13 protein-coding genes and 1 pseudogene are annotated in these 15568 nt (G+C 57.0%); 4 read left to right on the plus strand and 10 right to left on the minus strand.

The window, feature by feature from the left end:
- Nucleotides 1–69: 69 nt before the first annotated feature.
- A complete protein-coding gene (locus tag PSTEL_RS24460) occupies nt 70–588 on the minus strand; it encodes a sigma-70 family RNA polymerase sigma factor (protein WP_038699415.1) in 519 nt (172 codons plus the stop codon).
- Between the two features lie 312 nt (nt 589–900).
- On the minus strand, nt 901–2586 hold the full coding sequence (locus PSTEL_RS24465) for a glutamine--tRNA ligase/YqeY domain fusion protein (RefSeq protein ID WP_038699417.1): 1686 nt from the start codon (nt 2584–2586) through the stop codon (nt 901–903).
- 152 nt (nt 2587–2738) lie between these two features.
- Here PSTEL_RS24465 and PSTEL_RS24470 point away from each other — a divergent pair, with 152 nt between their 5' ends.
- Entirely contained in the window at nt 2739–2990 is a 252-nt protein-coding gene (locus PSTEL_RS24470) for a DUF2164 domain-containing protein (protein WP_038701622.1), read from the plus strand.
- Nucleotides 2991–3046: 56 nt separating this feature from the next.
- Nucleotides 3047–3595: a GNAT family N-acetyltransferase gene (locus PSTEL_RS24475; RefSeq protein ID WP_038699419.1), complete on the plus strand. Its 549-nt coding sequence runs from the start codon at nt 3047–3049 to the stop codon at nt 3593–3595.
- 101 nt (nt 3596–3696) lie between these two features.
- On the opposite strand, the gene PSTEL_RS24480 is transcribed toward PSTEL_RS24475, so the two are convergent.
- From PSTEL_RS24480 to PSTEL_RS24495, 4 genes are all read right to left on the minus strand, one after another.
- On the minus strand, nt 3697–4338 hold the full coding sequence (locus PSTEL_RS24480; RefSeq protein WP_038699421.1) for an MOSC domain-containing protein: 642 nt from the start codon (nt 4336–4338) through the stop codon (nt 3697–3699).
- Nucleotides 4339–4369: 31 nt separating this feature from the next.
- On the minus strand, nt 4370–4870 hold the full coding sequence (locus PSTEL_RS24485) for a GNAT family N-acetyltransferase (RefSeq protein WP_038699423.1): 501 nt from the start codon (nt 4868–4870) through the stop codon (nt 4370–4372).
- Nucleotides 4871–4976: 106 nt separating this feature from the next.
- Nucleotides 4977–6197 carry an MFS transporter gene (locus PSTEL_RS24490; RefSeq protein WP_038699425.1) on the minus strand — a complete coding sequence of 407 codons (1221 nt, stop codon included), beginning with the start codon at nt 6195–6197 and terminating at the stop codon, nt 4977–4979.
- A 91-nt stretch (nt 6198–6288) separates the two neighbouring features.
- Nucleotides 6289–8355, minus strand: a complete 2067-nt coding sequence (locus PSTEL_RS24495; RefSeq protein WP_038699427.1) for a molybdopterin-containing oxidoreductase family protein — start codon at nt 8353–8355, stop codon at nt 6289–6291.
- Between the two features lie 188 nt (nt 8356–8543).
- Between PSTEL_RS24495 and PSTEL_RS24500 the strand changes: the two are divergent.
- Nucleotides 8544–8895, plus strand: a pseudogene (locus PSTEL_RS24500) (VOC family protein).
- A 124-nt stretch (nt 8896–9019) separates the two neighbouring features.
- Here PSTEL_RS24500 and PSTEL_RS24505 read toward each other — a convergent pair.
- The 3 genes from PSTEL_RS24505 to PSTEL_RS24515 all read right to left on the minus strand — a co-directional run bounded on the left by PSTEL_RS24505 (nt 9020) and on the right by PSTEL_RS24515 (nt 13581).
- On the minus strand, nt 9020–9844 hold the full coding sequence (locus PSTEL_RS24505; protein WP_038699429.1) for a formate/nitrite transporter family protein: 825 nt from the start codon (nt 9842–9844) through the stop codon (nt 9020–9022).
- A gap of 385 nt (nt 9845–10229) precedes the next feature.
- Nucleotides 10230–11591, minus strand: a complete 1362-nt coding sequence (locus tag PSTEL_RS24510; RefSeq protein ID WP_038699431.1) for an FAD-dependent oxidoreductase — start codon at nt 11589–11591, stop codon at nt 10230–10232.
- Nucleotides 11592–11946: 355 nt separating this feature from the next.
- Nucleotides 11947–13581, minus strand: coding sequence for a formate--tetrahydrofolate ligase (locus tag PSTEL_RS24515; RefSeq protein ID WP_038699433.1), 1635 nt, complete (start codon nt 13579–13581; stop codon nt 11947–11949).
- A gap of 300 nt (nt 13582–13881) precedes the next feature.
- On the opposite strand from PSTEL_RS24515, the gene PSTEL_RS27790 reads away from it, so the two are divergent.
- On the plus strand, nt 13882–14145 hold the full coding sequence (locus PSTEL_RS27790; RefSeq protein WP_156995958.1) for a hypothetical protein: 264 nt from the start codon (nt 13882–13884) through the stop codon (nt 14143–14145).
- A 308-nt stretch (nt 14146–14453) separates the two neighbouring features.
- Here PSTEL_RS27790 and PSTEL_RS24520 read toward each other — a convergent pair whose 3' ends face one another.
- Nucleotides 14454–15479, minus strand: a complete 1026-nt coding sequence (locus PSTEL_RS24520) for an LLM class flavin-dependent oxidoreductase (RefSeq protein ID WP_038699435.1) — start codon at nt 15477–15479, stop codon at nt 14454–14456.
- Between the last annotated feature and the right edge of the window lie 89 nt (nt 15480–15568).

Below are 15568 nucleotides of genomic sequence, written 5' to 3' on the forward strand. Positions count from 1 at the left end.
CTTGTCAGAAGTGCGATCCCGCACGCTCTGGTCCAGCATTTCCTTTTATGTCCCGCAGGGCCATCCCTGTCAGTGAAGTTCCACTCCCGCATCCGCAGCCTGGCGGCGCAGACGCTCCGTCGCCCGTGACAGCAATGTGCCCATGATCTGCGGCCGCACAGACAGCTCTTCGGCGATTTCGGCATAGCTGTAACCGGAATAACGAAGCAGCAGAGCCTTGCGGTCCCGCTCATCCAGTCCGTCCAGCCAATGCCGGACCTCCTCCTGGTCCAGCTGCCGCATCCATTCCTCCTCGCCCGACGGCGAGGAACCGCCTGCCGGCTGCTCCCGCTCACTCTGTTCGGCCAATTCGCGTTCTCTCGCCGCCCGTCCCATATAGTCATAAGCAAGACGAGTGCTTACCCGGTGCAGCCAGGCGCCGGGAGCCTCCAGATTGTCGGGCGGTTGTCTATACAGCCTCAGGAACGTCTCCTGTGCGAGATCCTCCGCGACCGCTTCGTCACGCAGCAGCGCGGCCAGCTTGCGGAGCACTCCAGGATAGTATTCGTAAAAGATTTGTTTGAACAGGGAAGATTCCGGAAATCCCAAGATTGTTCCTCCTCTCTAGCTGCAGCTGTTAATTAGACGGCCGGGAAGTGGGTTTTGTATCAGGCTGGAATAAAAAAACTGATCCTTCGCCCGGCTACCGGTTCACGGCAGCCGGGTAGATCATGGGGGAGCTTAGCGAGCATCGTTTCGGTAATGTGGCGGGGACGGAAGCGGCGGAATAAACAAACCGGCGCCGGCAAGGCGCCGGCGCCAGTAAGCTGGAGGGTTCTTCCTGCCGCACTGATGCAGGGATTCCTTTCCTTTATGAGAGAAGCTTGTTCAGCTGTGTCCTTCCGCAGCAGTCCGCGATTCTCAGCTTTCCTTGGGCGGCTGATAGGAGCTCTTAAGCTTGACGATCAGATTGAACACCGGCTTGCCTGGAGCCGAGTACCGGCTGTCGACATTGAAATAGCCGTGACGGAAGAACTGGAACTTGTCCTGCGGCTTGCTGTCTTTGAGCCCAGGCTCCACAAATCCCTGCAGAATCTCAATCGAATTCGGATTGAGCTGGTCGAGGAAGGTCGGCTCCGGCTTGCCTTCGCCTTCATTCTCCACGCCCTCGCCTTCCGGCTCATCGGCCAGAATGAGCGGCTCATACAGCCGGAATTCGGCTGGAACGGCATGCTGCGCGTCGATCCAGTGAAGCGTGCCCTTAACCTTCCGGGTGCTTGTCTTCGTCTCCGGATCGTAGGTACAGCGCAGCTCGACGACTTCGCCGTTCTCGTCTTTGATCACTTCGTTGCAGGTAATGAAGTAAGCATATTTCAGCCGCACCTCGTTGCCCGGGAACAGACGGAAGAACTTCTTCGGCGGGTTCTCCATGAAATCGTCCCGTTCAATGTAGATTTCACGGGAGAACGGAATCTGGCGGACGCCCATTTCCTCGTTCTCGATATTGTTCTCCGCCTCAAACCACTCGGTCTTGCCTTCCGGATAGTTCGTGATGACGACCTTGAGCGGACGAAGCACCGACATCGTGCGCGGCGCCTTCAGCTTCAGATCCTCGCGGATGAAATGCTCCAGCATGCCGAGGTCGACCAGACCCTGGCTCTTCGAAATGCCCGTCTCGAACACGAAATTGCGGATCGCTTCCGGCGTGTAGCCCCGGCGGCGCAGACCGGAAATGGTCGGCATCCGCGGATCGTCCCAGCCGTCCACATGGCCTTCGTCCACAAGCAGCTTCAGCTTGCGCTTGCTTGTCACCGTCTGGGCCAGGTTGAGGCGGCCGAATTCGTATTGATGCGGCACTGCCGGCATTTCGCATTCGGCGATTACCCAGTCATAGAAGGGGCGCTGATCCTCGAACTCCAGCGAACAGAGTGAATGCGTGATGCCTTCGATGGCATCCTCCAGCGGATGCGCATACGTGTACATCGGATAGATGCACCAGGCGTCGCCCGTGTTATGGTGATGGGCTCTGGCAATGCGATAGAGCACGGGATCGCGAAGGTTGATGTTCGGTGAAGCCATGTCGATCTTGGCGCGCAGCACCTTCTCGCCGTCCTTGAACTCGCCGGCCTTCATGCGCCGGAACAGATCCAGGTTCTCCTCCACGCTGCGTTCCCGGTACGGACTGTTCTTGCCCGGCTCCGTAAGCGTGCCGCGAAGCTCGCGGATTTCATCTGCGCTGAGGTCGTCCACGTACGCCTTGCCCTTCTTGATGAGCAGCTCCGCGCGTTCGTACATTTCGCCGAAATAGTCGGAGGCGAAGCGGAGATTTTCCCATTCATATCCGAGCCACTTGACATCTTCCTCAATCGATTTGACGTACTCCGTATCTTCCTTCAGCGGATTCGTGTCGTCGAACCGCAGATTCGTCTTGCCGCCGAACTCGGCCGCCAGCGTGAAGTTGATCCAGATCGCCTTGGCATGTCCGATATGCAGGTATCCGTTCGGCTCGGGAGGAAAGCGGGTGATAACCTCTTTTACCTTGCCGGAGCTGAGATCTTCGTTGATGATATTTTTAATGAAATTGGAGGGGGTGTTCGGTTTCTCCACAGCAATCAACCTTTCCTACTTTAAGTCTGGTCTTCTTAATATACCCGTTACGCAGTTAATGTTCAATAAAATGGGATTCCACCGTACTGGACAAGTGCTTTGACTTCCCGGCGGGGGATGGAGTAGCATGAATGCAGAAAGGGGAGGTTGGGATGAAACCGGTCAAAATGCCGCAGGATCAGCGCGAGGCAGTACTGGATCATATTCAGGAATATTTCGAGCTTGAGCGAGGAGAGAGTATCGGACGCCTTGCAGCCGACAACATGCTGGAATTCTTCATGGGAGAGCTTGGACCTGCCGTGTACAACCAGGCGCTCAGCGATTGCCGGACACTTGCGGTACAGCGGATGCAGGGCCTCGAAGAGGATATATACGCGCTGGAATGGAAAATCAAACGAAGATAGCGCACGGACACTTGCGGCGTTTGAAGAGATAAACATGATTTCAAGGGGGCGTCAGCTTGTTTCATTTTGTCATCGATGATGAGCTTGTATTGAAACCGCTGGCGTCGGAGCAGGCCGGACCTCTGTTTCAATTGGTGGAGCAGTCGAGAGCCCGGCTCCGGCGCTGGCTGCCCTGGGTGGATGGCGTAACGGAGCCCGCCCATATGGCCAGCTTCATCAAAAGCGCCCTCAAGCAGGGCAGCGAGAATGGCGGCTTTACCGCAGGGCTATGGATTCGCGAGCAGCTTGCGGGCATTATCGGCTTCCACGAGGTCGACTGGCATAACCGCTCGGTCGGCATCGGCTACTGGCTTGGACAGGGCTATGAGGGCAAGGGCTATATGACGAGCGCATGCCGGGTCTTCATCGATTATGCCATGCTGGAAATGGAGCTGAACCGTGTGGAGATTCGCTGCGCGACGGAGAATCTCTCCAGCCGGGCCATTCCGGAACGCCTTGGCTTTGTGCTCGAAGGTATTGTCCGGGAGGCGGAGAAGCTGCCGTCAGGGTATGTTCACCATGCCGTGTACGGCATGCTGCGCAGGGAGTGGAATATGCTGCGGTAGGAGGAATGTCAGGGAGAGCCGCCTGAAGCGAACCGGACTCGCCCTGTACGAAAGGGGAAGACGTGAAATGAGCGAAGCGAGGCGCTCAGGCGGCGGTCAGCCTACTGCGCCTCTTCTAGCCGTTTGCGGAACGAATCGCGGATGCCTGACGCCAAGGCCTCTACGTCAAGCATTTCACGAAGGCCCTCCTTGTCGCCGCGTCCCGCTCCCATAAGGTGCAGCACCCGCGCGATCGTTGCATTCGCCTCGCCGGACGCCACTTTGATCACCTCGGAGCCGGCGGCGATTTCGCCTTCCCGCAGCACGCGGAGATAGAAGCCGCTGTAGCCCGTCTTCAGCACCTCTGCCGGCATGTCGTCCGGCCCGTGCTTCTGCGAGAGCTTGAAGCATGGATAGCGGGGCTGGCTCACCTGCACAAGCGCGGTGCCGATTTCATAAATATCGCCGATGCATACCTCCGTCTCCCGAAGGCCGGAGGTAGTGGCGTTCTCCCCGAAGGCCGCAGGGTCCAGCTTCCGGCCGAGCCAGCTTTCCCAATAGGCGTAATGCTCCGAAGGATACACGCATACGGCCTTGTCCGGCCCGCCGTGGTTGACGAGATCGGCCTGTCCATCTCCTGCCAGCCCGGCGGCGGTCAGAGGCAGCGGTCCCGATACCGGAACTTTGTAGATGCCGGTTTGGAGCGGCTTATCCCGGTACGACACTTCAACAGGCATTCCTACATTCAAGGACTGAATATTCACGATTGATCTCCTCTCTGCTGTCCGTTCGTTTCTACACAAGCCTATAGCTCATGAATACCTCGTCCACATAGCGGCCCGCCAGGTAGAATTCCTCACGCAGCCGGCCCTCCTCGGTAAATCCGCATTTCCGGTAGAAGGCCAGCGCCTGCACATTACAGGACAGCGCGCGAAGTCTCAGCTTGCGCACATCTGCCTCCGCCGCCAGCTTCTTCATCGCTTCGATCAGGGAGCTGCCGACTCCCTGCCGCTGCCAGTCGGGATGAACGGCTATGTAGATCTCGTAGACATGCCGGTTGCATCGGTGGCTGGTAGGACATCCGAAGCCCAGATAACCGCATAGCGAGCCGCCTTTGAGCGCCACTAGCTGGGAGCCGGGCGGCGCATGCAGCAAATATTCCTCGCTGGAGCGCCAGGAGAGAGCCGCGGGAGCGGTATCCTCGTTCCAGATCAGATGGTCCAGCGTGATGAGCTCACGGACGTCGCGGAATTCGGACGGACGGATCAGCAGCGGTTCCGTGTCTGTTCGAAACATTGGTCAGTTCCCCCTTGCATTTGAACAGCTTCTGCGAACGATTGCGGAGAGGCGGGATCGCACTTGTCCCCCAGCCCCCGCTCATTTGCAAAAGCCTTTAAGACTTTTATGCAGCAGGCTCCTCGGCCGCCGGACGGCGGCGGATGCCGTATGCATTAATGACGAAGAATCCGACCGACAGCACCGCCATCGCGCAGGCCAGCCATGCGGTCGGAGCAAGACCGCCCTCATCGAACAGGCTGCCCATGAACAGAGGACCCAGCACCCGGCCGACGGCGCCGATGCCGCCGGACAGGCCCAGGTAGAAGGGCGCGTTCCGGCCGGCATGCTCGGAGATAAACGCCGGCTGCGCCGGCGAAATCAGCATCTCCCCAAGCGTTGTCAGGATCATGGCACACAGCATGCCCCCGTAGCTTGGAACGGTCAGGATGACCACATAACCGAGCAGGTAAAAAATCGCGCTGGCCGTCATCTGCGACGCGGGCTCCGCCGCGAAGCGGCGCCGGATAAGCGAGACCAGCGGCTGGGCGGCAAAGATCAGCACCCCGTTAAGCGTCCATAGAAAGCCATAATATTTCTTCGGCAGTCCTTCCGAAATAATGAATGGCGAAACTCCCGTGTTCCAGATCGAGTTGCCGATCAGCAGAAACAGCGAACCCAGCGCCATGAACAGATAAATGCGTGTATTCAGCATCAGCTTCCAGTTCGACTCCTGGCGTGATGGTCCCCTCCGGGCATCAGCCGGAATCGGACCCGACGAGCCGCCGACCCGTCTCAGATACACAAAGAAAAAAGCCGCAAAAACAGCGGAGGTCGCGCCGTTCAGCACAAAGCTCAGCATATAGGAAATATCGGCGAGGAAGCCGCTCAGCGCCGTACCGACCGCTACCCCGATATTGTTGGCCACATAAATAATATTGAACAGCTGGGCCCGCTGCGAGGCGAAGCGAAAGCCGACAAACGCCTGAATCGCAGGCATGGACAGCGCGTTGAACAGTCCCATAAGCCCCATTGTAACGATAAAAGCGGTCCAGTTCGCGCTTGCAGCCGGGAGTGCGAACAGCGTCAGAGCGTTGACCGCCAGCGAGCCGACAATCAGCCGGTTGACGCCAACCTTGTGATACAGCGACCCGCCCAGCAGCTGCCCCAGAATACCGCCGAGCGACTGAATCAGGATCACGAATCCCGCATCCGTCATGCTGCGTCCCAGCTCATCGAATACATACATTGTCACCAGCGGCCACATCAAGGAACTGCCGGTTGCGTTAATCAGACTTGCGATTAGAAATACTTTGACTTCTCTAGGATAGTTGTCCAAAAACCTCATCTGCCCATACATCCCCTGTAATCTATATGTCACTAATTCACTATAGTATTACGTTTAACCGATGTATCGGGCAAGCCTTTGCACTGCCGCATTAACGCGGCCTCACCTGCACCGTGGTGGAGAAAAAGGTCGCCCCTTTCCCCATATCGCTCAGCCTGTCCGGAGTGAGCACATTGCTCCGCTGCGGACGGTCCTTCCCTTCCCACCACAGCCCCTGGCTGATGACGGTTCCCGGAAGCATCCTGTCAGACACCGAAGCCCACACCTCAATGGAGCCCCGGTCATTGTATACCTTGACCTCATCGCCGTCCTCGATGCCGCGCGCCTCCGCATCCTCCGGATGAATTTGCAGCGTCGGCCGCTTCTCCAGAGCTTGATGCTTCCCGGTATTGGCGAAGGTGGAGTTCAGGAAGTTGTGATTGGGCGGTGAAATGAACATCAGCGGATACTTCTCCTCCGAAGAAGGCCGCCGCAGTCCGTCATAACCTTCGACAAGCGGCGAATAGGCCGGAAGCGGAGGCAGGCCCGCATTTTCCATCGCCCGTGAGAAGAGCTCGATTGTGCCGGAAGGCGTCGTTAAGCGCTCCAGGTAATTGGCTTTGGGGGACATATCCAGCTTCACGAACCGCTCTTCCTTCAACCGTTCCAGCGTCACACCGTGCAGATAGGGATTGCGCGGATAATTCAGCGCTTCCCGGATCATGTCTTCCTCCGTTGCGCGGAACGCCCCATCATCGAAGCCCATAGCTTGTCCAAGGAGAGCGAATACTTCAAAGTTGCTCTTGCAGTCTCCCGGCGGTTCCAGTACCGGCTCCTGAAGCTGGACATAATGATGCCAGTAAGAGCTGTACAGATCGGTATTCTCGAAGGTTGAGGTTGCCGGCAGCACCAGATCGGCGTATTTCGCCGTATCGGTCAGGAATAAATCATGCACGACCGTGAACAGGTCCTCCCGTTCAAAGCCGCGCTTCACCCGCTCCAGATCGGGTGCGACGACAAGCGGATTACTGCAGTAGACGAACAGAGCTTTTATCGGCTGCTCCGTCATTTCCAGCGCTTCTCCGATCCGGTTCATGTTGATGCTGCGCGCCCGCGGGTTCGGACGCAGGTCGGGACGCTCCAGAGCGCGAGCGTTCATTGCGGCATAGGCACCGTTGGACTTGTACGCGCCCCCTCCGGTCTTGAGCCATTGTCCGGTCAGCGCCGGCAGGCAGGAAATGGTGCGCACCGACATGCCGCCGTTATCGTGATGCTGCAGTCCGTTGCCGATATGAATGTAGGACACCGCTGCTTCCCCGTACATCCGGGCCAGACGCTCGATATCGGCAGCCGGAATGCCCGTTATCTCGGCTACTGCTTCCGGCGTGTATTCCTTCGCCTGCTCTCTCAGCTCTTCATGTCCGGTTGTGTAAGCGGCCAGGAAGCTATCGTCCGTCAGCCTGTCGCGGAACAGAATATGCATAATGCCAAGGGCAAGTGCCGCATCCGTTCCGGGATATAGCGGCAGGAACCAGTCTCCCCACTGGGCGGTCCGGTTCCGGTGAACGTCGATCACGACCACCTTGGCCCCTTTCTTCCGCGCCTGCTCGGCGAGTACAACCTGATGCATGTTGGTGCTGACGATATTGCCGCCCCATACGAGGATCAGATCGGCATTCACGATGTCCTCGGGACTCGTTCCGCCGCCGAAGCCCATCGTATATTTCCAGCCCGCACTTCCGGCGGAGTTGCAGATCGTCTGCTCCAGCCGGCTTGCTCCGAGCGCGTTGAAGAAACGCCGGTCCATGCCTTCAACACTGAGTATGCCCATATTGCCGTAGAAGCTGTAGGGCAGAATGCTCTCCGGCCCGTATTCCTCCGACAGCCGGGAGAAGGTTCCGGCGATTTCGGCGATCGCCTCATCCCAGGAGACCGGCTCGAAACGGCCTTCTCCCTTAGGACCTACCCGGCGCATAGGCGTTGTCAGCCGCTCCGGGTGATGGACGCGCTCCGCCATGTGCCGTACCTTGTTGCAGATGGCTCCCCGGGTTACCGGATGCTCCGGATTCCCTGTTACCTTTACGATTTTGCCGTCTTTCTTATGAACAAGAAGTCCGCAAGTGTCGGGACAATCCAGCGGGCACACCGCCGGGAATACGCCGTTCTTCACTTCTCTCATGCTTGCAGTCCTCCATATGCGGTCAGTCTGTGTTTGTTACTATTTTATAGTCGCATATTTTCAAAGAAAAGACCAAACCCTTTTAGAGACTCATGATTCGCAGGATAACGCGCAGGGTAATAACAAGCATGAAATACTCCCTATTTTCCCGCCGCACCTCTTGACGGTTTCGTTCCCCCGGGCCGCCAATGATGACGGCGTTTTTTTTGTCTCATCACGCTCTATCTGCATACTATCCATCCATTCAGTTCTACGAAGATGTATTTGATGCAAAGTTATTAGTAAAAGGTAGGAAGTTGGCTTATTTTGATTTGAACGGATTATGGCTTGCGTTAAATGTGGAAGAAGGTATTCCACGTAAAGCTCGAAGTATTAGGCGTAAATGTTCTCCCAGGTCGTATAAGGGATGAGAAGGATAAAAGGTCCATTTATTTCACTGATCCTGATGGGCATAAATTTGAATTTCATACGGGTACGCTTCAGGATAGGCTTTCATATGACAAAGACGATAAAGCACATATGATTTTTTATGACTATTAAATCAACTCATTTCCCCCGAGTGCTATAAGTTAGCTTAAGATCTATTTTCATAAAAAAAGAGTACCACTCCGTTTGGAGCCGTACCCTTCGTAATTGCTATTCGGAACATGCGGAGCAGATGACCTTAAGCGTGCTTCTTCACGCCGGCAGCCGCGCTGTCGATCGACTGAACTGCGGCAGGAGTCTTGCGCAGATAGGCGTTGAAGTAGGCGCCAGCCACGAACAGAGCGCCGCCCACCAGATTGCCGAGCCATACCGGAGCGAAATTGCCGAAGTATTCGCCCCAGCTGAAATGGCCTTCGAAGATGGCGGCCGGAATCAGGAACATATTAGCCACAACGTGCTGGAATCCGATGGCAACGAACGCCATGGTCGGGAACCAGATGCCGAGGATTTTGCCGCTGAAGTTGTCGGCGCCGTAGGACAGCCATACCGCCAAAGCTACGAGCCAGTTACAGCCGATACCCGATACGAACGCCTGCAGGAAGGTGGCATCCAGCTTGTGCTGCGCCAGGTCTACGAGTTTATCAAGATAGACGCCGTCGGCCGTCAGACCGACGACATGGCCGAAGAAGTAGGCGACGAACAAAGCCCCCACAAAGTTGCTGATCGTAATAAGCACGAGATTCTTGATCGTTTCGGCGAAGGTAATCTTCTTGGACATAAAAGCGAGCGGGACGGCCATCATATTGCCGGTCAGCAGCTCGCCGCCCGCCAGCAGCACGAGAATCAGGCCAACCGGGAACAAGGCCGCTCCGATAAAGGACGCGATCGAACCCCATTCCTTCGGCGCGCTGGCAATGACGCGAATATCAAGCAAATATCCGAGAGCGATGAACGCTCCTCCCAGAAAGCCGAGAATGAGCACGGCGAGCAGAGGGTTGTGAGCCTTCTTGATTCCGTTCTCCACCGTCACTTCGGCTATTTGCTGTGGTTTGTTATAAGCCATGGTTTCTGTCTCCTTCACAAAATACTTTAAATTTTTTCTATTAACCCTACTGCCTCATTTTATCGCGTTACTACGGACAATAACGTGACAAATATCACTCATGGAAAGAGGCTAGTGAATTTTTTCACCCAGTTTGCAAACTTTTCACCTCTTCCTTAAAATGTAAAATTATAATATTTAATACGCTGCGGCCTCCGCTAATTTTCCGGGTCTAGGCTGGATAGCATCACCAAAGAGCGGCAGTCCCTATAACGACAAAAAACCGGGGCCTTCCGGCCCCGGTTCTCCAGTCTTGCGTTGTATTCCGCTTCAATATATCCCTTCGAAACTCATGCCTCACCGGCAGGGAACGTTCTCCCGCAGTGACGCTGCGCTTGTACCGTCGTTACGCTTGTACCGTCTCTTTCACCGCCGTCTTCGGCAGCGCCTGAAGGCCTGCCGTATTCAGGAAGTTCCACGGCTTGTTGTAATGCGGCTGGAAGAAGAAATCGACGAATGCCAGCTGATCGACCGTCATTTGGTTCTGAATGCATACCGAAATCGTGTTGATCGACTGCGTCAGATCCGCCTTCGACATGATCTGGGCGCCGAGAATGCGGCGGGTTGCGCGCTCGTAGACGACTTTGAGCAGCACTTCTTCAAATGTAGGCATAAACTCCGGACGGTAGTTATCCTTCACCAGCACCGCTTCGGCATCAATGCCTTCGTGAAGCGCAGCAGCTTCGGTCAATCCGGTGCCGGCAATGTTGTCTTCATAAATCTTGATGCCCGAAGTGCCCTGCGTTCCCATATACGGGATACTCTGGCTGACCAGGTTGCGGGCGATCAGAGTTCCCATGCGGACCGCGTTGGTAGCGAGCGGAATGTAGGCTTTCTTGCCGGTCGGGTTGTAGTGGATGGCGCAGCTGTCGCCTGCCGCAAATACGTCCGCAGCGCTGGTGCGCATATAGTTGTCGACGATGATCGCTCCATTGGCCAGCATGTCGACCTGACCCTTCAGCAGCTCGGTGTTCGGACGGAAGCCGATGCAGAGAATGACGAGGTCGGCCTTGTATTCGCCTTTATCGGTCACTACGGTCGTCACTTTGCCGTCCTCTCCCTTGAAGGAGCTGACCTTTTCCCCAAGTGCCAGATCAATGCCGTGATCCTTCAGGGACTGTTCAATCGGTGCCGTAAACTCGGGATCCAGGTATTTGCTCAGAATCCGGTCTTCCGCATCAATCAGCGTCACTTCCTTGCCGTTCTGCTGGAACGCTTCAACCAGCTCGATTCCGATATAACCGGCGCCGACCACGGTGATGCGTTTGGCCTGCTCGGCTTTCTCGATGATCGTGTTCGAATGGCGATAGTTTTTGGACAATACGATATTTTCAAGCTCCATGCCCTCAAGCTTCGGAACGATCGGCCATGATCCCGTAGTGACAATCAGCTTGTCGTACGAATCGCCGAATTCCTCTCCGGTCTTCAGATTGCGGGCACGCAGCGTTTTGCTCTTGGTATCAACGGAGGTGACTTCATGCAGCATGTTCGTCTTGACTCCCAGTTCCGCCAGCTTCTCCGGCGAAGAATAGAACAGGCCTTGGGGGTCTTTTACCACTCCTCCCACATACAGCGCAATGCCGCAGGAGAGAAAAGAGATATTGTCGTTCCGTTCGTATACAGTAATTTCAGCATCCGGGTAGAGCTGGGCGGTATTCACGATGGCGGCGGTTCCTGCATGGGTGCAACCTATAACAACGACTTTCATGATTTCTTCCTCCTCCAAAATGGATATTTCAATATTTATGTGATTTATTTCACTTTATATAGTCATTATATTGTGATTTATATCACATTTCAACCCTTTTGCACCCGAGTTAACCCAATATTCACAATTTTAAATTTTAAGTGACATTCTTGGCAAAAGTGATTCATCGCTGCAAAACGGTGCGCACCGCTTCCTTTACCGGTTGTTTCGGCCGATTTATCCTTATCTTTCCCGCCAGAGAACGGCTTATGTCCGTCAGAATCAGGGAATAAAGGCCGGCCCGGAAACGCTAAAAACCCGATTCCAGAGGAACCGGGGGAAGTACTTGAGCGATATGAGTGCTGAGCAGCGCTATTTAAGCCAGGCCGGTCAGCACCCCGTCCTCATCGATCCGCAGCTCTTCGGCGGCCGGCTTGACGGGGAGACCCGGCATCGTCACGATGCTGCCGGTGATGACGACGGCGAATCCTGCGCCAAGGGACAGGGTGATGTCCCGAACCTGGACCGTGAAGCCTTCCGGAGCGCCCAGCAGCCTCGGCTGATCGGAGAACGAATACGGCGTCTTCGCCATGCAGACTTGAAGCTCGCCGAGTCCGAGCCGCTCAATCAGTGCAAGGCTGCGTTTGGCCGCAGGGCTGAAGGCGACCTCCGCGCCGCGGTAGATTTCCTTGACGATCTTGCCGATCTTCGATGGAATATCAAGCTGGTCCTCATACAGCGGAGCGAACTCCGCAGCGCTTTCGCGGTCAAGCAGCTTCTTCAGCTCTTCCGCAAGCTCCAGACCTCCGGCACCGCCTTCGGCCCAGGCTTTGGAGATCGCGGCCGACACGCCAAGACGCCGGCAGGCGTCGATAATCGCCTGGACTTCGGCTTCACTGTCTCCTTCAAAATGGTTCAGGGCGACCAGCACAGGAACCCCGAATTTGCGCAGGTTCTCGATATGCCGCTCCATATTCGCAAGTCCGGCCAGCAGCGCCGCGCGGTTAGGCGCGTACAGCTCTCCCTTCGGGATTCCACCGTTGTACTTGAGCGCCTTCACCGTTACCACCAGCACGGCTGCGCTTGGCGCAAGCCCCGCCTGGCGGCATTTAATGTCCATGAACTTCTCCGCTCCAAGATCGGCGCCGAAGCCCGCTTCCGTAACGACGACTTCACCGAGCTTCAGGGCGTACCGGGTACCGATCACACTGCTGCAGCCATGGGCGATGTTGGCGAATGGTCCGCCGTGAACGATAACCGGCGTGCCTTCCAGCGTCTGCACCAGATTCGGCTTCACCGCTTCCTTCAGCAGTGCGCTCATGGCCTCCACCGCATTCAGGCGGTCCGCCGTGACCGGCTTCCCTTCCCGATCGTAACCGACCAGCATCCGTCCTAGTCTCGCCTTCAGATCGGACAGATCGCTGCATAGACACAGCACGGCCATGATTTCCGAAGCCGTAGTAATCTGGAATCCGCTCTCCCGGACGACGCCGTTGCCGTCCCCAAGACCTGTGACGATATTCCGCAGGCTGCGGTCATTCATATCCAGCACCCTTTTCCAGACAATACGTTGAGGGTCCAGATTCAGCTCATTGCCCTGGAAAATATGATTGTCGATCATGGCGGACAGCAGATTATGCGCCGAGGTTACCGCATGAATATCCCCGGTAAAATGCAGATTGATATCATCCGCAGGCACGATCTGCGCCTTGCCGCTGCCCGTCGCTCCCCCCTTCATTCCGAGGCAAGGCCCCAGAGAAGGCTCCCGAAGAGCCGCTACCGTCTTCACTCCCGCCTTGTTCATCGCCTGGGCCAGTCCGATCGTCGTCAGTGTCTTGCCCTCGCCCGCCGGCGTCGGATTGACAGCCGTCACCAGCACCAGCTTCCCGTTAGGGCGGTCCTTCAATTCCTGCCAGAGCGACGGAGCCAGCTTCGCCTTGTATTTACCGTAGAGCTCCAGATGTTCCTCGCCGATTCCCGTCTCCGCCGCTATTTCCGTTATTAACCTCATGCCTGTAGAACTACCTCCTGCAAATTATCCTTGTATTCCGCATGCACCCGTGCGGGGTTCCCTACTTGTGACCGCGCCGTACATCAGACTCTATTTCAGGATACAAGGTCTTTGAAAAGCGTCAAGCCTTATTTTCAGACTTCGCCGCCGCTTTCATTCCATAACCTGCTCTAATCGTGAAAAAAATCACCTGCGAACGAAGAACAAAATCCCCATGTTCACAGGGGCTCCAGCCGAAGCTGTCTGCGCCGGATTAAGCGGTCCAGCGCAGGCATTCCCTCTCGGTTCGGTCTGAACAGCTTGCCGGCCATAGTCCACCCGGGTACCATGGCGCTGGCTGCGGTGAATCTGAACAGCAGCAGATGCAGCGGGGTGGGGAGGCGGTACGATTACAGCGGTTCGAAGCCGCTATCCGGACCGCCTGTTCCGGTAACCCCGCGTACACCGACAAGGCAGAAGTCGCTTCGGGCCATGTGCCGGTTCGCCCTGACCGGAACGCCGGTCGAGAATTCGCTGGAATACCCGCTGCTGCTTGCCTGCAGCAGCCGATCCAGCAATCCTTAATGCCTACCCAAAAGGGCGCTTCGTAAAATACCGTTAATTTCATCCGGTATTCCCCCTCTGCCAAGAAATACGAAACGACGGACATCCCGAGGGGGAAGGTTACTGACACGGCCTGATCTGAAATGGTGCGGAGACCATGTGGTGGTCGACCACTGTCATACAATGGCAGCGTGCGCCTGAAGCAGCGCGCGGTGCCGCCGCCCGCGATTCTGTCAGGCCGTGCGTCCAGACTACCGACCGGAACCGTGCTTTTACGTTTCACTTTGTATTTTATCCCGCTTGGCCGCTAATGTGAACCACGGCGAATTTTAAGACTGCGGGATAGACCGGGACTGAAGTCTGCAGGCTTCGGCAATCAGCCGGTATGACCTCAGCTTGTCCTCAAAAGAATGCGTCACCGTCGCAATCATAATTTCCTCGCAGCTGCAGGCGCTGCCGATCGCCTCCAGCCGTTCCCGGATTTCCGGCGGCGAACCGATCAGCAGATGCTCGCGGTTCTCCCGGATCAGCTGCCGGTCGAACGGCGTGTACGGATAGGACGCTGCGCGTTCCGGCGAAGGTGTAGGCGAAGAAGCATGATCCCGCGCCAGCAGCACAGCCGCCAGGTCCGAGCTTAAGGCCAGCCGCTCCGCCTCTTCCGCAGTCTCCGCGCAGACCGCGAACAGGGCCACCAGCACGGCAGGACGCGGTGCGGCGGAGGATGGCAGGTAGCGGGCCTGGTATTCGGCCATCGCTTCAGCCTCTCCGTGCGGAGCGATAAAGCGGGCATAGGCCAGCCCCATTCCCCGCTCGGCCGCCAGTCGTGCGCTTCCGGGGCTTGCGCCGAGCAGCCAGAGCTGCGGCGCGGAGTCTGCGTCCGGCGATGCCTCCAGCCCTGCGAACCGGTGGCCTCCAGGCGCCATCCCTTGCGTATATACAGCCAGGTCGTCTAGCTGCCTGGCGAAATCATCCGGCTCCTCGCGCCGGTGCTCCCGCAGCGCCCGCACGGCCAGGGCGCCGCCTCCGGCCGAGCGGCCAATGCCAAGGTCGATCCGCCCGGGATGAAGCGCCTCCAGCACGCGGAAGTTCTCGGCGACCTTGTAGGGGCTGTAATGCGGCAACAGAACGCCTCCGGCGCCGACTCTAATGGAGGAGGTTACGGCCGCCACATGCGCCGCAAGGATCTCCGGGCTCGATCCGGCAAGCCCGGAAGCTCCGTGATGTTCCGCGACCCAGAAGCGGGTGTAACCGAGGCGCTCTGCCTCCTTTGCCAGAGCCACCGTCTGGCGGAGCGCCTCCGCCGCCGAGCTTCCCTCCGAGACCGGAGATTGGTCCAGCACGCTGAGTTTTAACATCGTCAAGCCATCCTTCCGCCTTTTTCCTCAAGCGTACCAGTGTTCCGGCGCATTTTCCACAGAATATCCATTCTCCCTATAGTGCGCTT

The sequence above is a fragment of the Paenibacillus stellifer genome, assembly GCF_000758685.1.
Lineage (GTDB): Bacteria > Bacillota > Bacilli > Paenibacillales > Paenibacillaceae > Paenibacillus_AQ > Paenibacillus_AQ stellifer.

Excerpts from the sequence above, each read along its gene's own strand:
- PSTEL_RS24470 (WP_038701622.1), top strand. The coding sequence starts at position 2,739 with ATGAAACCGGTCAAAATGCCGCAGGATCAGCGCGAGGCAGTACTGGAT.
- PSTEL_RS24485 (WP_038699423.1), bottom strand. The coding sequence starts at position 4,870 with ATGTTTCGAACAGACACGGAACCGCTGCTGATCCGTCCGTCCGAATTC.
- PSTEL_RS24490 (WP_038699425.1), bottom strand. The coding sequence starts at position 6,197 with ATGAGGTTTTTGGACAACTATCCTAGAGAAGTCAAAGTATTTCTAATC.
- PSTEL_RS24495 (WP_038699427.1), bottom strand. The coding sequence starts at position 8,355 with ATGAGAGAAGTGAAGAACGGCGTATTCCCGGCGGTGTGCCCGCTGGAT.
- PSTEL_RS24505 (WP_038699429.1), bottom strand. The coding sequence starts at position 9,844 with ATGGCTTATAACAAACCACAGCAAATAGCCGAAGTGACGGTGGAGAAC.
- PSTEL_RS24510 (WP_038699431.1), bottom strand. The coding sequence starts at position 11,591 with ATGAAAGTCGTTGTTATAGGTTGCACCCATGCAGGAACCGCCGCCATC.
- PSTEL_RS24515 (WP_038699433.1), bottom strand. The coding sequence starts at position 13,581 with ATGAGGTTAATAACGGAAATAGCGGCGGAGACGGGAATCGGCGAGGAA.
- PSTEL_RS24520 (WP_038699435.1), bottom strand. The coding sequence starts at position 15,479 with ATGTTAAAACTCAGCGTGCTGGACCAATCTCCGGTCTCGGAGGGAAGC.